Source organism: Mesorhizobium sp. CNPSo 4661 (assembly GCF_057784215.1).
The window spans coordinates 60,791-77,156 of sequence record NZ_JBWGIO010000006.1 but is presented as its reverse complement, the minus strand read 5'-3'; the positions used below and the strand labels follow the sequence as shown (position 1 = coordinate 77,156).

The following is a 16,366-nucleotide window of genomic DNA, read 5'->3' as shown; positions in this document are numbered from 1 at the left end:
ATAGGCCCGGAGAACCGTCACGCCAACCGCGCCGGTTTCATCATGCGCCGAAGGTCCACAGAAAACAGCCCTTGGAACCAATCTCGGGTCGGCTCAGACCATGCCGCTCAGCGCATCCAGGAACACCACAATATCGTCATCCAGCTTCTCATCCACCGGCTCCGGCTGCGACGACATCTTGGCGACGACCACTTCCGCCCTCGGATTGACGTAGAGCCACTGGCCGTGGATGCCGATACAGCAGAAGGCGCCGCTGTCATGGCCGGTCTGGTACCATTTGTTGCGGTAGCGCCCGTTCGGAAACAGGAAGGCCATCGTGCCCCGCTGCCAGGCTTCATGGCTGCCGCCGGTGGCGACCGTGTCGCGCACCCAGGCTTCCGGGACGATGCGGCGGCCATTGGCCGTGCCGCCCTGCCGCATCATCTCGCCGATGCGGGCAAGGTCGCGCGGCGTCATCGACATGCCGCCGGCGGTGCGCGCCGTGCCTTCCATGTCGACCGTCACCGACATCTCGCTTGCGGCACCGAGCGGCTGCCAGAGTTTTTCGCTGAGCAATTGGCTGACGCGCTTGCCCGAGGCACGCTCGACCAGGATGCCGAGCATATCGGAATTGGGCGAACGGTAGCGATAGGTCTGGCCATGCGGCTCGGCAAGGCGCTGGATGGTCATCAGGAATGCCGCCAAGCTCTCCGATCCGCCGCCGGGGTTCCACAGCGTCGAGCGCCGGTAGCGGGCGAACGCGCTCTCTGGATCGAGATAGGCTTCCTCGAAATCGAGGCTGACCGTCATGTCGAGCACGTTGCGCACGCTCGCATCGCCATAGGCCGAGCCCTTGGCTTCGGGAATGTATTGCGTCACCGGCGCGCCGGGGTCGAACACCCCTTCGCCCTCCAATATGCCTGCGAGGATCGCCGTCACCGACTTGCTGATCGAAAAGATGATGTGGCGGGCTCCAAACGGCATATGCGGCGCCGACCAGTCGCCAACCAGCTTGCCCGCCTTCAGGATCGCCAGCCCATCGGTGTCGGAACGCTTCAGGAAGCTCTCGACGGTTTCGCTACCGCCGGCGAGCGAGACCTTCTCCTCAAGCAAAGCGCCGAGCGACTTCGCCTGCTCCTCGCCGCCGGGCGCCGGCGCGACATGCGCGCTCGGCACCAACTCGCCGACATTCTGGAAAGACCATCGGTTGAACGGCGCCAATCGCCAGGTTTCGAGCCGCACAGCCTTGCGGGCAAAACCGTATTGGGCCTCGAACGCGGTCTTGCCGCTCATGATACTCTCCCGGATTCTGCTTGCGGCTTCAGGCCAGCGCGGCGGCGATGGCATGCACCGCCTTCTGCGTCGCCACCGAATAGGCGGCGTTGAGGAAATCCGGATAGGTCGAAAGCTTCACCACGACCATCCTGTGTTCCCAGCTCATATGGATCAATTGGCCGAATACGCCGCGGCACATCAGCGACCGTGAACGCGAATCCTCGATCCAGAACTGGTTGCGATAGCTGCCATCCGGAAGGCTCGGGCTGAAATTCGGTCCGTGCTTGCCGCTGCGCGTTGTCTCGATCCAGTCGGCCGGGATCACGCCGCCGCCATTGTCGAGTATCAGTTGTCCGAAGCGGCCATAGTCGCGCAGCGTCGCGTTGAAGCCGCCATCGGCCAGCGCGTAGCCGGCGCTGTCTACTGTAAAGCAGGCGCTTTCGTCAGCGCCGAGCTTTTGCCAGAGCTCTTCGGAGACGAGCTGCGCCAGGCGCTTGCCGCTCACCCGTTCCATGATGAAGGCGAGCACGTCGGTCTCGATCGAGCGGTATTCGAACGCCGCGCCATGCGGGCGCACTCGGTCCTTCAGCCGCAGGATCAGCTCGAACAGGTGCGACGGCCACGCAAAATCCGGATCGCTGCCCGGCGGGACCGGCTTCCAGCCAGTCGCGACATCGACCTGTCCGATCTCCGAATAGCGATCGGTATATTCCTCGGAGAAGCGCACGCCGGTCGTCATGTCGAGCACTTGCTGCACGGTGGCGCCGGCCCAGCCGGTCTCGCCGAGCTCCGGCAGATAGTCGGTGACCAGCTTGCCCGGATCGATCAGGCCGCGCCCGACCAGGATGCCGCACACCGATCCGGTGATCGATTTCGCCATCGACTGCGACAGGTGCAGCGTGCGCTCATCCATGCCGTTGAAATAGCGTTCATAGGCGACCTTGCCGTCCTTCAGCACCAGGAAGCCGTCGGCATAGGTTTCGTCGAGCAAGCCGGCGAGCGTCGTCGGTGCTCCATTGCTGTCCACGACAGCCAAGCCATCGAGGTCAACCTCGTTGCGCTCCAGGCGATGGCGATGGCCGTTACCGCGCCAGACTTCGACCGTCGGCAGGAATTCGCGCATGTGCTGGAAGGCCCAGCGGTTCCACGGCGGCCGGTCCCAATCGAGCTTCGGCGGCACAAGGCTGGGTGGCGAGCCCTGCATGATCGGCGGCCGCGGATCGGAGTTGCGGTACGATGTCATCAAATCCTCCCTAATGCATGTCGCCCAAAAGTGCGCGGCGGTTTTGGGAAACGACATGCACAGAAACAGTCACACGAAGGGGAGGCCGGAGCCTCCCCTCCTGTCATGCTTGCCTGCGAAATTACTTGCGCAGGTTGGTCCAGATCTTGTTGTAGATCTCCACCACGTCCGGCGGGCACGGCGGCACGAATTCGGGCGTCGGCGAGCCGGCCGGGGGACTGATTTCCGGCGAGTTGGCGAATTCCGGGGCCAGGAATTTGTGGCTGCCGGCGATGCCGTTGTCGTAGCCGGCGAACTCCGAGATCAGCGCCGCGTTCTCGGGCGCCATGACGAAGTCCTGGAACAGCTTGGCGTTGTCGAGGTTCTTGGCGCCCTTCAGCACCGCGACATTGTCCATCCAGCCTTCGATGCCTTCCTTCGGATAGGCATATTTGATCGCCGGTATCTTCTGGCGCGAGCGGTAGCTGGCGCCGTTCCACTGCTCCGACACGATGACGTCGCCGGAGGTGATCTTGGTGATGGTGTCGTAGCTGAAGGTCTTCCACGACGGCTTGGCGGCCATCAGTATGTCGTTGACCTTCTTCAGATTGGCCTTGTCGGCGCCGCAGCGCGGCACACCGGCATAACGCTCGGCCGCATGCAGGACGCTGTTGACGTCGTCGAGCACGTTGATCTGGCCCTTGAGTTCATCCGGCGGATTGAACAGGATGGCATAACTGTTGATGTCGCCCTTGAACTTGTCGGTGTTGACCGAGAACGCCGTCGTGCCGAACTGCCACGGCGCGGTGTAATGCCGGCCCTTGTCCCAATAGACGTCCACGAAGCGCGGATCGATGTTCTTGCCGTTCGGCATCGCGTTGGGCTCGGTCTTTTCGAGCAGGCCCTCTTCGACCATGATCTTCACGGTGTAGTCCGACGGCACGACGATGTCGTAGCCGGAATTGCCGGCGCGCACCTTGGACAGCATGGTTTCGTTGGAATCGTAGTCGTCCAGCGTCACCTTGATGTTGTACTGCTTCTGGAACTTATCGATCAGCTTCGGGTTGGTGTAATCGCCCCAGTTGTAGATATGCAGTTCGCCGTCGGCGAGCGCCGGCACTGCCCATAAAAGCACGGCCGCGGAAACGGCCGCCATCAGTTTTCCAGACATTTTATGTTCTCCTTGCCTTCCCATTGTTGTGTTTGGAACTCATTTGGCGCGTCGCCGCGCGATCAGGAACGAGATCGAGACGAACAGGATCGACACCATGAGCAGGATGGTGGAGATGGCGTTGATCTCCGGCGTCATCGGGCGCCGGATCTGGTTCCAGATGTAGAGGGGCAGCGTCGTCTGGCCAGGGCCGGCGACCAGCTGCGTGATGGTGAAATCGTCGAAGGAAACAATGAAGGCGAGTGCCCCACCCGACATGATGCCGGGAACCAGCAACGGCAGCGTGATGCGCCTGAAGGCATTCCACGGCGTCGCGTAAAGGTCCGCCGCCGCATATTCGAGCGTCAGATCCATATCCTCCAGCCGCGCCCGGATCGGCATATAGGCGAAGGGGATGCAGAACACGGTGTGGGCGAGGATAAGGTTGCCGATGCCGAAATTCAGCCCGAACGCGCCGGCGATCAGCGCGAAGAAGGAAAGCGTCGCCACTGCCGTGATGATCTCGGGCACCATCAGCGGCAAGTTGATCACCATGAAAGCCGCCGCAAGCCCGCGCCACGGCTTCACGCGTGTCATGCCGATCGCTGCAAGCGTCGCGCAGATGGTCGAGACGATCGTCGCGGTCACCGAGATGATCAGCGTGTTGCGTGCCGCGGCATGGAATTCCTCGTTGAGGAACGCGCTGCCGTACCAGTTGAGCGTGACGCCTTCCCAATGTGTGACCAGCGATCCGCTGTTCAGCGAGAAGATCATCAGGATCAGCACCGGCACATAGAGCACCAAAAGGCAGATGATGGCGATCGAACGGAAGCCCGGCTGGTCCTTGATGTCCATGATGCGGGGCTCAGCCATGCTGCACCTTGCCCGACGTGTTGCGGACATAGAAGAACAGCGCCACCAGCACCGCCGCCATCAGGATCAGCGCTTGCGCGCAGCCGAGCGGCCAGTTGCGGCCCGAGCCGAACTGCTGCGCGATGAGATCGCCGATCATCAGGTGGACCCCACCGCCAAGGATCAGCGGTGTCACATAGGCGCCGAGCGCCGGGATGAAGACGAGCAGGCAGCCGGCGATGATGCCTGGCTTGGACATCGGGATGATCACCCGCCACAGCACCTGCCGGCGCGTCGCGTAAAGATCATATGCGGCTTCGATCAGCCGGAAGTCGAGCTTCTCCAGACTTGAGTAGAGCGGCAGCACCATGAACGGCAAGAAGGCGTAGAGCAGGCCGAGTTGGATGGCGAAGTTGGTGTAGAGCATGGTGATCGGCTTATCGATCACGCCCAAGCCGATCAGCGCGTCGTTGATCAGGCCTTCGTCGCGGATGATGAACATGATCGCCAGCGTGCGCACCAGAAGGTTCGACCAGAACGGGATGGTGATCAGGAGCACCCACCAGTTGCGTTGCGCCGGCGGCCGGGTGGCCATGAAATAGGCGGTCGGAAAGCCGAGCAGCAGGCAGATGATCGTCGTCACCACCGCGAACAGGAAGGAGCGCAGGTAGATGACCAGGAAGTCCGGCGTGAATTGCAGCGTATCGTCGAAAATGTCGCGCTGGAACAGGAAGTTCAGATAGGCGTCGGTCGAGAACTGCCACTGCACGCCGCCATAGGGTGCGGCGACCAGGAACGAATAGACGCAGATGATGAGGAGCGGCAGCACGCCGAATATGCCGATGATCATCAGCGCCGGCAGCGACAGCAGCCGGTTGCGCCGGGCACCGGCTTTCACCGCCTGGGCTTCGAACAACGCGGCCTTGGAGAGCGTGGTCGGGGAGAGCGCGGCTGTCGTCATCAGTCTTTCAGGACGCGGGCGGCGTCCTCCTCGAACTGGATGCCGACCTTGGCGCCGGTCGCGTAGGTGACCGACGACGAGCGGCTGTTCTGGTGGCGCACGATGAAGTTTTCGCCGCCGTCGAGCTTGACGTGATAGTGCGTGTCGGTGCCGAAATAGACGATGTTGGAGAGCGTCCCGGCGATCGTGCCCTTGGCCGGATCGGGCACCAGGTCGGCGTGTTCGGGGCGAACCACAAGCGTCACCTCGCCGGTCGGGTCGAAGCCTTCCGGATAGCCCGCGGCGATCGTCGCGTTGCTGGCGAACTTGACCGTCGCCACGCCAGGCTTTTTCGACACCACCGTGCCAGGCAGGAAATTGGTTTCGCCGATGAAGTCGGCGACGAAGCGTTCGGCCGGCCGGTCGTAGATGTCGCGCGGCGTGCCGACCTGCAGGATCTTGCCGGCCGACATGACCGCGATGCGGTCGGACATGGTCAGCGCTTCTTCCTGGTCATGGGTGACGAAGATGAAGGTGATGCCGGTTTCGTTCTGCAGCCGCTTCAATTCGATCTGCATTTCCTTGCGCAGCTTATAGTCCAGCGCCGACAAAGGCTCGTCGAGCAAAAGCACCTTCGGTTGTGGCGCCAGCGCCCGGGCCAGCGCCACGCGCTGCTGCTGGCCGCCCGAGATCTGACTGGTGCTGCGCGCCTTCAGCGCCTCCATCTTGACCAGCTTCAGCATCTGGGCGACGCGCGCCTCGATCTCGGCTTTCGGCTTGCCGAGCATCTCCAGTCCGAAACCGATGTTCTGCGCCACCGTCATGTGCGGGAAGAGCGCGTAGCTCTGGAAGACGGTGTTGACCGGACGTTTGAAGGGCGGCAGCGGCGCGATGTCCTGGCCGTGCAGCAATATCTCTCCGGCTGTCGGGAAATCGAAACCGGCAATCAATCTCAGCAGCGTCGTCTTTCCGCATCCGGACGGGCCGAGCAAAGTGAAAAACTCGTTTTCTCGGATCGACACCGACACCGTGTCGAGAGCGGCTACCTGATTTTCGCCGGCACCAAAGACCTTGCGAACACCGCGAACTTCGATCGCGTTCTTACCCGGTTGTTCCGGCACGATTACCCCATTGAGAGAGCCTGCTCTTGTCGGCAGGTGTGTTCCTGTTTGATTGTCACCACAAGCTGGTCGGCTTGGCAACTGCGGAGCAGTGACTCGATCCGAGCCCCTATTCAATTAAGCAATTCCTATGCCATCGTTAGGCTTGGTAAGTGATCTTCCCCCCGCAGATGGTGGTCACCGGGCGCACGGTGTGCAGCGCTTCCGGCGCGGTCGCCTCGATGTCAGCCGACAAAACGACGATATCGCCCAGATACCCGGTCTTCAGGCGACCCTTGCGATCTTCCATGAACTCCGCGTAGGCGCCCTCGACCGTGTAGCCCTCGATTGCTTCCTGCAACGAAAAGCTCTGGTCCGGCATGCCTTCTGCCCAAGGTTTGCGCATGACTGCCGCCTGGATGGACAGGATCGGATCGATCGGCGAAACCGGCCAGTCGGACGCGAACACCACGCGCGCGCCGGCGTTTTTCAACGTGCGCCAGGCATAGCTCAGCGCCCACTTGTCACGGCCGATGCGCGAGATCGTCGGCTCCATCGGGAAGTTCAACGCGCCCGGCGGATGCGCCGGTTGCATCGACGCGAGCACGCCGAGCTCGGCGAAGCGCGGAACGTCGGAAGCCGTTGTCACCTCGATATGCTCGACGCGGTGCCGGCTGTCGCGCCTGCCGTTTTTCTTCTGCGCCGCTTCGTAGCCGTCGAGCACCGCCCGCACGGCGCCATCGCCGATCGAATGCACGGCGATCTGCAGGCCGCGCCTGTCGGCTTCGACCGCCACTTCGGCGAAATGCTCCGGCGAAAACAGCGGCTCGCCGCGCCATCCGGGCCGGTCGGCATAGTCGTCGACCATCACCGCCGTCCACGAATCCAGCACCCCGTCATAGAAGACCTTGACCATGCCGGACGTCAGCCATTCGGAATTGTAGGTCGAGGCCATTCGCGAGGCCTTTTCCAGCATGTCCAGCTTCATGAAGTTCTTGAAGTGGAACGGGATTTTGGTGCGGCAAAGCAACCGCCCCTCTTTCTCCAGCCCGGCCAGCAGCTCGAGCTGGTAGAGATTGCCGTCCATGTTCTGGATCGAGGTGATGCCGTGCTTGGCGCACCACTGCAGGCCGCGATGCATCAGGTCGCGATCGGCGGCCAGTTCCTCCTCCGAAGGATAGGGATCCGGCTCGGCGCCCTCGAGGCCGAGCCGCGTCCGGTTGGCCCCGTAATGGTCGAGGAGCGGCCCGAAAGCCTCGCCTTCGCGCAGCTCGCCCGCGGCAAGCCCGTCGGCGCCCATGACGATCTCGTTGCCCTGTCCGACCTCTCTGCCATTGAGCAGCCCGGCCTCTTCCAGCGCCTTGGTGTTCGCCCACATCGTGTGGTGGTCCGAAGCCGACATGGCGAAGGCCCGGTCGGGAATGATACGGTCGAGATCGTGTCGCGTCACCGGCTCCGGCAGGATCGCGTAGTCGACGCCGGCGCCGATCAGGAGCCTGACGTCCGGGCGCCTGGCCGCGAAATCCTGGATCGCGTCGCGCAGCGCGTCGAAGCCGTGCACGCCCGCCAGATGCAGGTTGTCGAGCTCGGCCGCGCCGCCGAACAGATGCATATGCGCCTCGATGAAGCCCGGCAGGACGGATCCGCCATGGGCGTCGACGACCTTTGTCGCCGGTCCCTTGAGTTCTTCGATGGAAGCGCGGTTGCCGATGGCGATGATGACGCCGTCCTTGACGGCAACAGCCTCGGCGGTGGGATTGTCATCATCCATGGTCAGCACTCGGCCGTTGACGACCACCAGATCCGCACCACCATCCGCAACCGACATCGCGACTCCACATTTGCTGAGGGACCGGCAACGCCACGTCCAACGGGCAGCCGCTCCACCGGGGCGACGCCATGGGACAAAAGTCGATGCCGATGCGCCGTCTTCGAAATTCCCCTTGTTATCGTGGAAGACAGCGTGGATAAAGAATGCGACTGTTTATTCGCGTTTGTCAACAGCCGGAATTTGGAATGTATAGTGGACTGCACCGCGCGCCGATGGTGAGGCCGGGCGGGGAACGGGGGCAACGAACAGTGAAGCGCAGTCTCGACCGCAAGACCAAGATAGCGCTCGAACCGCGCAAGCAGCCGCGGCAGCAACGGTCAAGCAAGGTGGTCGACAGGATTCTCGACGCGGCGCTGATCCTGACGCGCGAGCAAGGAACCAGAACGCCAACGACACTCGCCATCGCGCAGCGCGCAGGCCTGTCGGTCGGTTCGGTTTATCAGTACTTTCCCAACAAGGAGGCCATTCTTCTGGACCTGGCCCGGCGCTGGCTGTCGTCTTTTCCCAAGGTCATCCAGAAGCGCATCGACGTCCCACGGCCAACCAACCGTGACGAGTTTCGGCGCGAGGTGCGCAAGCTCTTCATCGACACGTCCAGGCTCTATCTCGACAACGCCACGTTGATGCCGGTGATCGAGGCCATATCCGGCAATGCCGACCTGAGGCCGATCCAGGACGAATATGACAAGGAGATCATCGCCCTCTACGCCGCGTGGCTGCAGCATGTGAATCCGGCTCTCGAAGCCAAGATCGCCAGCCGGCTCGGCGTGCTGATGATGGAAGTCGGCCATGTCTGCCGGCTTGTCGGGCTGAAGAGGGATCGCAGGACCTTCGACCTCATCGAGGACGATGTGGAAGCCATGTGGCTCGCTCTGGTAACCCCCCATCTCAATCTCGACTGAATTTTCGCACCTCCAACTGATTTCGCAGGGGAATTTCCATGAAAACTGTCTATTCGCCGCTTCATGCCGGCCATTCGGGCCAGATGGAACTGGTCACGTCGGCGATCGTGCCGGGCTTCGAGAAGCCGTCGCGGGCTGAATTCATCAGGGCGCGGGTGGAGAGCGAGAAGCTCGGGCCGATCATCGGGCCGGTCGAGCACGACCTCGCCGCCGCCAAGCGCGTGCATGAAGCCCACTACATCGATTTCCTGCCGACGGTGTGGCCGGAATGGGTCGCCGCCGGCTTCAAGGGATCGGCCATGGGCTTCACCTGGCCGACGCGCGGCCTGCGCGGCGACGTGCCGCCGAAGCGGATCGATGCCTTGCTCGGCTATTATTCCTTCGACGCCGGTGCCACTTTCGTCGAAGGCACCTGGGCGGCGATCAAGTCCTCCTATGACGTCGCGCTGACCGCCGCCGCCCTGGTCAAGGGCGGCGAGCCCACCGCCTTCGCGCTTTGCCGCCCGCCCGGCCACCACGCGGGTGCTGCCTTCATGGGCGGCTATTGCTTCATCAACAACGCCGCCGTCGTCGCGCAGTGGTATCGCGACCAGGGCGCCAAACGCGTCTCGATCCTCGATGTCGACTACCATCACGGCAACGGCACGCAGGAGATCTTCTATCGCCGCGGTGATATCCAGGTCCTCAACCTGCATGGCGATCCGATGGTCGAGTATCCGTTCTTCCTCGGCCATGCCGACGAGCGCGGCGAAGGCGAAGGCGAAGGCTTCAACATCAACTACCCGATGCCCTTCGGCACCAACTGGGACGGCTGGAGCGCGTCGCTGGAGGACGCCTGCGCCAAGCTCGTGGCCTACGCCCCCGACGTCGTCATCGTCTCGCTCGGCGTCGACACCTTCGAGAAGGACCCAATCAGCCAGTTCAAGCTGAAGAGCGAGGACTATCCCAAGATCGGCCGCCGCATCGCCAGCCTCGGCCTGCCGACGCTGTTCGTCATGGAAGGCGGCTACGCCGTCGAAGAGATCGGCATCAATGCCGTTGGCGTGCTGACCGGTTTCGAGGATCGCTGAACCAATCCCATTCAGGGACATACGCCCTCGGACGCAACCGGGGGCGTATTTTTTTGCGCTCCTCCGCGAAATCATCGGCTCAATTCGACTTTGAAATCACCGCCAAGTAACGCGAAGACCGGCTGCTGAGTCGCAAAGCGAGTCCACCGGATTCGATTTTGTCAAATCGCGTTTGATGTCGGATTCATCTGCGGGTAGATTAGACCCGAATCAGCCGGTCCATGGGGGGCGCGGCGACCACCCAAAGTCTCAAGTTCCGGCGCCAGGCCGGTACCAGACGCGGACGGTTTCGCGTTCCCTAGAGGGATTCGGCGCGGTTGGGCGCCGTTCGCGCCCGTGGGTGTGTCTTCGTAAACGTGACGCGTTTCGGGTCCGGCTGTTGGCTTCGCCAACACCGGGCACAAGGATCGATTCCGGCAAGAATCCAAGAATTAAAATGAGCAGTCCCGCCGCGCTTCTCCAACCCGACACTTCAGGCTCGCGCCTGACGTCGCGCGGCGATCTCACCTCCTTCTTCATGCAGCTTGCCGCCGATATCGGCGCCGACAGCTACATGCTGGTCGCCATCGTGCATGACCAGGACCGCAACGATGCGCGCATCGTCTCCTCCAACTGGATCTTCGATGCCATCGAGCTGATCGGCAAAAGGCTGATTGCCAATCTGGCGCTGGGTCCCTTGACCGTGGCGCCGGGCATACGCCCGAAGCCGTTGGTGGCGGCGCACGCGCCTGACGCCGGCGCATTGCTGACCGGTGAGGAAGCCCGCCTGCTCGACGTGCTCGGCCACGCTGAAATCTATTCGCTGAAGTTGAATGTCGGCCGGCAGCGCCTGTTCGTGCTGTTCTCGGCCGCCGAGGCGGGCAGGATCGACCTGACCGCCCTGATGAAGGCGCAGCTCAAATGCTGCTACGCGCTTTCCAGCATTCCGCAGCTGATCGCGGCGGCATCGATGCAGGATCCGCTTTCGGACCGCGAGCGCGAATGCCTCTTCTGGGTCTCGGAAGGCAAGACCACCGATGAGGTGGCCGTCATCCTCGGTGTCTCGTCGAACACCGTCAACAGCTACATCACGCACGCCATCCAGAAGTTCGCGGCCAGCAACCGCGCGATGGCGATCGCGACCGCGATCAGGAGCGGCATCATTTGAAGCACGCACAGGTCAGAGAGGCGGCAGCCGCCCTTTTCAACGATCAGCGCAATCCGTTTGGCGCCTTCTCGCTCGGCTCGGAGACCCATCACGCGGTCACCATTCCGGATGCCGTGCGGCGTTGCCGCTGGATCGCCGTCGATATCAACGCCTCGGCCTTCGGGCTCTATTTCGTCAGCCCCTCGCCCGAGCGCGCGCGACTGGTCGCGTGTTTCGATTCCGACTATCCCGGCACCGCGGTCGCGACCAAGTTCATCTCCGGCGCCAATGGCGAGGATATGGTGCGCCACAGCCGTCTCTCGACGGCGCCGCGCTGGTGGGCCGACGACGGCACCGCCGGGTCGCGACAGGTCTTTCAGTCGCTCGCCTGGGCCGAGCCGACCGCGCCGCTGGCGCCCGGCACCAACGGCATCGCCCTTCCGGTGCACGCCGATCGCGGTCAATGTGGGCTAGTCGTCTTCCTGGGCTCGGAGATCGCGTTGTCCGACGACATGCTGTGCGAGATCCATGCCCGCTCCTTCGCGCTTTTCGCGGCGGTCGCCCGCATCCGCCCCGGCGACGCCGGCAAAACGCGTTCGATCTCCAAGCGCGAGCTCGAATGCCTCAAGCTGACAGCCAACGGCAACACCAGCGAGGAGATCGCCAAGCTCCTCAAGCTCTCGGTACATACCGCCAACCAATATCTCACCCAGTCGACGCAGAAGCTCAACGCGGTCAACCGCAACCAGGCGGTCGCCAAGGCGTTGCGGCTCGGCCTGATCGAATAGCCGCACCAATGCATGCAGCGGTTTTGGGCGACATGCATCAAAACCAAGGCTTAAAGCGCGTCGCCTGAACCCGTCTCAGCGCGCGGCGCTTTGAGCGTGCCATAGCGAGGTTTGGGACGACTGCAATCAAAAGGCCAGCGGCTCGGTCCTGCGGATGCGAGCCTCTTCGATCGCGTCCTCGAGCAAGGCCGTGTTGTGCTCGGGCGTCTCGCCGGGCTTCTCGAACGAGACATAGTTGACCACCACGGACGCCTCGTGCTCGGTCAGCGTCAGCTGGAAATAGACCGTCACGCCGCGTGGCCGCAGCTCGAGATCGAGCACGATGCGCGGGCTGCCGCTCCAGTCTACATGCGCCTCCGCGCCATGGCCGAGGCGAAGCGTGCCTGGCCGGAAGTAAAGCTCGGCCGCCGAATCCACCAGATCCGACAGGCAGGCGAGATGCTCGAGCCGGATGAAGGCGATATAGTCGGCCACGTCGATGAGCCTCAATTCGCCCACAACGGGCTCGATGGCGCTGGCGACGATAAGCTCGCGGGAGTTGGCGTGTGGTTGCCGGTCCATGGATTAGCGGCGTCCGTTCATTGGGTTGCTTTGCGCGCGGCCTTTTTCGAGTAGACGATCCGCACCAACTCGGCGACCGCCTGGTAGAATTGCGACGGGATCACGCTATCAACCGAAACTTGCTTGTACATGGAGCGCGCGAGCGCCACGTCCTCGAAGATCGGGATGTTGTTCTCCTTGGCGATCTCGCGGATCTTGAGCGCTACCAGGTCCTGTCCCTTGGCCAGCACGATCGGCGCGGAATCTTCCTCGCGCACATATTTCAGCGCGATCGAATAGTGCGTCGGATTGGCGATCACCAGCGTCGCGCGCGGCACGGCCGTCATCATGCGTCTGCGCGCCCGGTCGCGCGCCAGCGAGCGCAGCCGCGACTTGACGATCGGATCGCCTTCCGACTGCTTCAGCTCGTCCTTGACTTCCTGCTTGGTCATACGCAGGTCGCGCCGCCAGTGGAAACGCGACCAGACGATGTCGATCACCGCGATCAGCCCCATGACGAAGACGATCGCCACAAGAATGTCGACGAAGATGCCGCGTATGACCATGCCGAACGAGACCGGGTTGGTGATCATGCCGGCAAGCAGCTTGCGATGATCTTCCGAGAGCGTGAAGCTCAGCACCGCGATGGCGAAGCCGAGCTTGGCAAGCGACTTCAGGAATTCGACCCAGCCCTGCGCGCCGAACATCCGGCTCCAGCCCTTGGCGATCGAGATGCGCGACAGCTGCGGCCTGATCCGTTCGCCGACGATTTGCGGCATGTTCTGGAAGACCGAGGCGCCGATGCCGGCAACCGTCAGCAGCACCAAGAGGCTGACCACGGCGCGGCCGATCTCGGTCATCACCTGCTTGTAGAGCGAGATGACGTCGGTCTCGGTGTCCATCGGCCAGGCTTCCGGCTTTTCCAGGAACGTCGACAGGAACATGCCGAGATCGACGATCGCGTCCTTGGCGTAGAAGACGGCGAAAACCAGTATGGCGAGGAAGGACGCAAAGATCGCGGTCTCACGCGAATGGGGCAGCTTGCCCTGTTCGATCGTGTCGCGGATCTTCTTTTCTGTGGCTTCCTCGGTTTTGGAATCCTTGTCGACCGCTTCAGCCATCGCGCTCTGACCGGGTCGCTATCGTCAGGCGGCTTCGGCGGGGGCGGTCTGCGTCGAAGGCAGCTCGAAAGCTCCTTCGCGCGACAGCCGGATGGCAGCGACCGATATGCTCTTGCGCGCCGCCATGATGTCGGCAAGGGCAATGCCTTCCGATCCCTGTCCAAGCTCGGACTCGATCATGCGGCGAGAGCGTGCGCCGATCGCCGACAGCGCCGATTCGGCGAGTTCCGGCGGCGCGCCGCGCAGCGCCAGCGTGACGAGTTCGGTCGATAGCCCGTCGAACAGCAGAACCCGGGCTTTCTGCGGCAGTAGCGGCAGGTCGTCGAAGGCGAACAGACGCGACTTGACGCCGGCGAGATCGGGCGTGTTGGCGTTCTCCAGGTCCTGCATGAGTTCGTCCAGCTCCGGCTTCGCCATTTCGTTGAGCATGCTGGCAACGCGTTCCTGGCCGGCGGACGTGTCCCTGCTGGCCTTCTGCGACAGCACGCTCACGCGCAGCTGGTTCTCGACGATCCGCGATGCTGCGTCCGGGATGTTGGCCATCGTCACCATGCGTTTGGTGATCTGGCTGCGCATCGGCTTTTCCATGGTGAGCAGCACGTTGGCGGCTGTCTGCGGCGCGAGCTTCGACAGCACCATGGCGGACGTTTGCGGATGCTCGCCGGCAAGGAAGGCGCCAAGCCGCGCCGGCTCGAGCTTTTCGAGGTCCGGCCATATCGGCGCGGGTCCTTCCTGGACCGGCTCGAACTTCTTGTCGCCCATGATGGCGCTCATCTCCTCGGGCGACAACGATTCATTGAGGATCGTGTCCATCCGGTCGGCTGAATCGAGCAGGCCGGCGCCCTCGGTGAATTCGGCTTCGAACTCGGCGACGATGCGCTCCAGATCGGCTTGCGGAATGGTGCGCAAGAGACGCGCGCCCTCGATCAGCGCCTTCAGCTCGTCCTGTTTGAAGAATTTGAGCAGGCGGCTGGCCGCGGGCTTGCCCATGGCCACCAATATGGCCGCCGCCTTTTGCGGACGTGTGAGCGCCAATGCCGTCGTCATGCGTGTTGCCCTCGCTGCCGGTTGGTCCGCACGCCGGCCATTCTCAGGCGCTCTTCGTCGCGGCGATGATTTCGGTGAGCCGGATGCCGAAACGCGTCGGATCGCTTTCCAGCACCGTGATCTCGCCGCGCGCGATCTTGCGGCCGTTGACCACGACGTCGACCGGCTCGCCGATGCGGCGGTTGAGCGCGACGGTGGAACCCTTTTGCAGCGCCATCAGCTCCGACACCGGCATCTCGGTGCTGCCCAGGATGATCTGCACGTCGACCGGAATGGCCATGATGATCGAAGAATTCGCACCCGACTGCAGGGCGGCATCCGGGCGCTTTTCCTCTTCCCGCAGCACGCCGCGCAGCTCCTCGATGGCGCGGTCGAGCTGTTCGTCGGGCTGATCGGGTTCGGCTTCCACCTTGGTTTTTGCCATCTGTCGTCTCCATGAATCCCAGGCCTGGCGTCAGCCCGGCAGCAGTCCGTCGATGAAATCCTGCCCGGCATCATGCGGTTGGCTGATGCGGACGGTATAGTTCTGCCCCAACTTGCCGAACTCGCAGACAAACAGTGTCTTGTCGCGGGCGCTGAGCCTGGCGTTGACCTGCGCGTTCTCCTCGAATTCGATCACCTGGCCGGGCTCGAACGCGGCGAGGTCGCCGAGCGTCAGCCGGGCGAGCGGCATCGTCGCTTCGAGCCGGACGGTCGAGCGCATCACCTCTTCGGAGAAGCGGGCCCGCCAGTCGAATTCCGTGGCCTCGCCCCCCTCGCCCGTGGCGACGTCGCTGCTGCGCGCGGAAAGCAGCAGGCGCTGCGGGATCATCACCGTGAGCGTGCCGCTGTCGGACGGCGTCGAGAGGCCATAGACGATGCGCACGGCGGCGCCGTCGCGCAACACGCGCCGCCTCGCGTCGTTGCCGGACATTGCTTTCGGCACCGGTAGGCGCAGGTCGAGCGAACGTTTGCCGGATCCGTTGAGTGCCGTCGCGACCTCCTGGAAGACGGTGGTCGCGACATCGGCCTCGATCTGCGACAGGTCGCGCTCGATCGGCGCCACCGGCTGGTCGGGATCGCCGCCGAACAGTGCGCTCACCATCACGGCGACCGCTTGCGCATCCATCACCAGCGTCATGGCGTCGGCCGAAGCCGGCGACGAGACGACGCTCAGTGCAAAGGCGTCGCCGGCGCGCGAACGGGCCTCGGGAACGCGACCGACCTCCACCACTTGGAGATCCACGCTCACCGGCGCGCCGAGTTCGCCCGCAAGCGCCTTCTGCAGCACCGGCAGCGCTCGCTCGGCCATGCCGCGGCCGACGCCGATCACCTGCGCCGCCTCGCCGCTGTCGCCGACGAGCCGCTCGATGATCAACTCCCGGGTTTGCGAAGGACTGCCCGGACTTGTCATGACGGCAGGCGGCCCTGTCTGAGACGCTGC

General features: G+C 63.4%; 16 protein-coding genes. 4 read left to right on the top strand and 12 right to left on the bottom strand.

The genetic code is table 11. From position 1 onward, the window contains the following. Positions 1-93 precede the first annotated feature (93 nt). From AC0YKC_RS10515 to AC0YKC_RS10485, 7 genes are all read right to left on the bottom strand, one after another. Positions 94-1,272: a serine hydrolase domain-containing protein gene (locus AC0YKC_RS10515; RefSeq protein ID WP_488511011.1), complete on the bottom strand. Its 1,179-nt coding sequence runs from the start codon at positions 1,270-1,272 to the stop codon at positions 94-96. A 28-nt stretch (positions 1,273-1,300) separates the two neighbouring features. Continuing rightward, a complete protein-coding gene (locus AC0YKC_RS10510) occupies positions 1,301-2,497 on the bottom strand; it encodes a serine hydrolase domain-containing protein (RefSeq protein ID WP_488511010.1) in 1,197 nt (398 codons plus the stop codon). Positions 2,498-2,618: 121 nt separating this feature from the next. After that, complete coding sequence (locus AC0YKC_RS10505; RefSeq protein WP_434723827.1) at positions 2,619-3,647, bottom strand: extracellular solute-binding protein; 1,029 nt, start codon at positions 3,645-3,647, stop codon at positions 2,619-2,621. Positions 3,648-3,686: 39 nt separating this feature from the next. Next, positions 3,687-4,499, bottom strand: a complete 813-nt coding sequence (locus AC0YKC_RS10500) for an ABC transporter permease (protein ID WP_320293212.1) — start codon at positions 4,497-4,499, stop codon at positions 3,687-3,689. Further along, complete coding sequence (locus tag AC0YKC_RS10495; protein WP_488511009.1) at positions 4,492-5,439, bottom strand: ABC transporter permease; 948 nt, start codon at positions 5,437-5,439, stop codon at positions 4,492-4,494. The genes AC0YKC_RS10500 and AC0YKC_RS10495 overlap by 8 nt, the downstream gene beginning before the upstream one ends. Beyond that, on the bottom strand, positions 5,439-6,539 hold the full coding sequence (locus AC0YKC_RS10490; protein ID WP_488511008.1) for an ABC transporter ATP-binding protein: 1,101 nt from the start codon (positions 6,537-6,539) through the stop codon (positions 5,439-5,441). The genes AC0YKC_RS10495 and AC0YKC_RS10490 overlap by 1 nt, the downstream gene beginning before the upstream one ends. Before the next feature lie 139 nt (positions 6,540-6,678). Then, positions 6,679-8,346, bottom strand: coding sequence for an amidohydrolase (locus AC0YKC_RS10485; RefSeq protein WP_488511007.1), 1,668 nt, complete (start codon positions 8,344-8,346; stop codon positions 6,679-6,681). A 251-nt stretch (positions 8,347-8,597) separates the two neighbouring features. Here AC0YKC_RS10485 and AC0YKC_RS10480 point away from each other — a divergent pair, with 251 nt between their 5' ends. The 4 genes from AC0YKC_RS10480 (at position 8,598) to AC0YKC_RS10465 (ending at position 12,235) form a co-directional block, all read left to right on the top strand. Next, positions 8,598-9,251 (top strand): TetR/AcrR family transcriptional regulator, encoded by a 654-nt coding sequence (locus AC0YKC_RS10480; protein ID WP_320293208.1) that lies wholly within the window; start codon positions 8,598-8,600, stop codon positions 9,249-9,251. Positions 9,252-9,289: 38 nt separating this feature from the next. Beyond that, a complete protein-coding gene (locus AC0YKC_RS10475; protein ID WP_488511006.1) occupies positions 9,290-10,321 on the top strand; it encodes a histone deacetylase family protein in 1,032 nt (343 codons plus the stop codon). Positions 10,322-10,757: 436 nt separating this feature from the next. Continuing rightward, entirely contained in the window at positions 10,758-11,468 is a 711-nt protein-coding gene (locus AC0YKC_RS10470) for a helix-turn-helix transcriptional regulator (RefSeq protein ID WP_320293206.1), read from the top strand. Further along, positions 11,465-12,235: a helix-turn-helix transcriptional regulator gene (locus tag AC0YKC_RS10465; protein ID WP_488511005.1), complete on the top strand. Its 771-nt coding sequence runs from the start codon at positions 11,465-11,467 to the stop codon at positions 12,233-12,235. Before AC0YKC_RS10470 ends, AC0YKC_RS10465 begins: the two co-directional genes overlap by 4 nt. Positions 12,236-12,361: 126 nt before the next feature. Here AC0YKC_RS10465 and AC0YKC_RS10460 read toward each other — a convergent pair whose 3' ends face one another. Genes AC0YKC_RS10460 through AC0YKC_RS10440 form a run of 5 tightly spaced genes read right to left on the bottom strand, consistent with a single transcriptional unit; the run spans position 12,362 to position 16,336 of the window. After that, positions 12,362-12,796 (bottom strand): hypothetical protein, encoded by a 435-nt coding sequence (locus tag AC0YKC_RS10460; RefSeq protein WP_320293204.1) that lies wholly within the window; start codon positions 12,794-12,796, stop codon positions 12,362-12,364. Positions 12,797-12,813: 17 nt separating this feature from the next. Then, the gene (gene flhB, locus AC0YKC_RS10455) at positions 12,814-13,896 is read right to left on the bottom strand and encodes a flagellar biosynthesis protein FlhB (protein ID WP_320293203.1); all 1,083 of its coding nucleotides are present in this window, start codon (positions 13,894-13,896) and stop codon (positions 12,814-12,816) included. Between the two features lie 24 nt (positions 13,897-13,920). Continuing rightward, entirely contained in the window at positions 13,921-14,943 is a 1,023-nt protein-coding gene (locus tag AC0YKC_RS10450) for a flagellar motor switch protein FliG (RefSeq protein ID WP_488511004.1), read from the bottom strand. 43 nt (positions 14,944-14,986) lie between these two features. Next, on the bottom strand, positions 14,987-15,367 hold the full coding sequence (gene fliN / locus AC0YKC_RS10445) for a flagellar motor switch protein FliN (protein WP_320293201.1): 381 nt from the start codon (positions 15,365-15,367) through the stop codon (positions 14,987-14,989). Between the two features lie 30 nt (positions 15,368-15,397). Next, on the bottom strand, positions 15,398-16,336 hold the full coding sequence (locus AC0YKC_RS10440; protein ID WP_488511003.1) for a FliM/FliN family flagellar motor switch protein: 939 nt from the start codon (positions 16,334-16,336) through the stop codon (positions 15,398-15,400). Positions 16,337-16,366: the final 30 nt, after the last annotated feature.

Excerpts from the sequence above, each read along its gene's own strand:
- AC0YKC_RS10515 (WP_488511011.1), bottom strand. The coding sequence starts at position 1,272 with ATGAGCGGCAAGACCGCGTTCGAGGCCCAATACGGTTTTGCCCGCAAG.
- AC0YKC_RS10510 (WP_488511010.1), bottom strand. The coding sequence starts at position 2,497 with ATGACATCGTACCGCAACTCCGATCCGCGGCCGCCGATCATGCAGGGC.
- AC0YKC_RS10505 (WP_434723827.1), bottom strand. The coding sequence starts at position 3,647 with ATGTCTGGAAAACTGATGGCGGCCGTTTCCGCGGCCGTGCTTTTATGG.
- AC0YKC_RS10500 (WP_320293212.1), bottom strand. The coding sequence starts at position 4,499 with ATGGCTGAGCCCCGCATCATGGACATCAAGGACCAGCCGGGCTTCCGT.
- AC0YKC_RS10495 (WP_488511009.1), bottom strand. The coding sequence starts at position 5,439 with ATGACGACAGCCGCGCTCTCCCCGACCACGCTCTCCAAGGCCGCGTTG.
- AC0YKC_RS10485 (WP_488511007.1), bottom strand. The coding sequence starts at position 8,346 with ATGTCGGTTGCGGATGGTGGTGCGGATCTGGTGGTCGTCAACGGCCGA.
- AC0YKC_RS10475 (WP_488511006.1), top strand. The coding sequence starts at position 9,290 with ATGAAAACTGTCTATTCGCCGCTTCATGCCGGCCATTCGGGCCAGATG.
- AC0YKC_RS10470 (WP_320293206.1), top strand. The coding sequence starts at position 10,758 with ATGAGCAGTCCCGCCGCGCTTCTCCAACCCGACACTTCAGGCTCGCGC.
- AC0YKC_RS10460 (WP_320293204.1), bottom strand. The coding sequence starts at position 12,796 with ATGGACCGGCAACCACACGCCAACTCCCGCGAGCTTATCGTCGCCAGC.
- flhB (WP_320293203.1), bottom strand. The coding sequence starts at position 13,896 with ATGGCTGAAGCGGTCGACAAGGATTCCAAAACCGAGGAAGCCACAGAA.
- AC0YKC_RS10450 (WP_488511004.1), bottom strand. The coding sequence starts at position 14,943 with ATGACGACGGCATTGGCGCTCACACGTCCGCAAAAGGCGGCGGCCATA.
- fliN (WP_320293201.1), bottom strand. The coding sequence starts at position 15,367 with ATGGCAAAAACCAAGGTGGAAGCCGAACCCGATCAGCCCGACGAACAG.
- AC0YKC_RS10440 (WP_488511003.1), bottom strand. The coding sequence starts at position 16,336 with ATGACAAGTCCGGGCAGTCCTTCGCAAACCCGGGAGTTGATCATCGAG.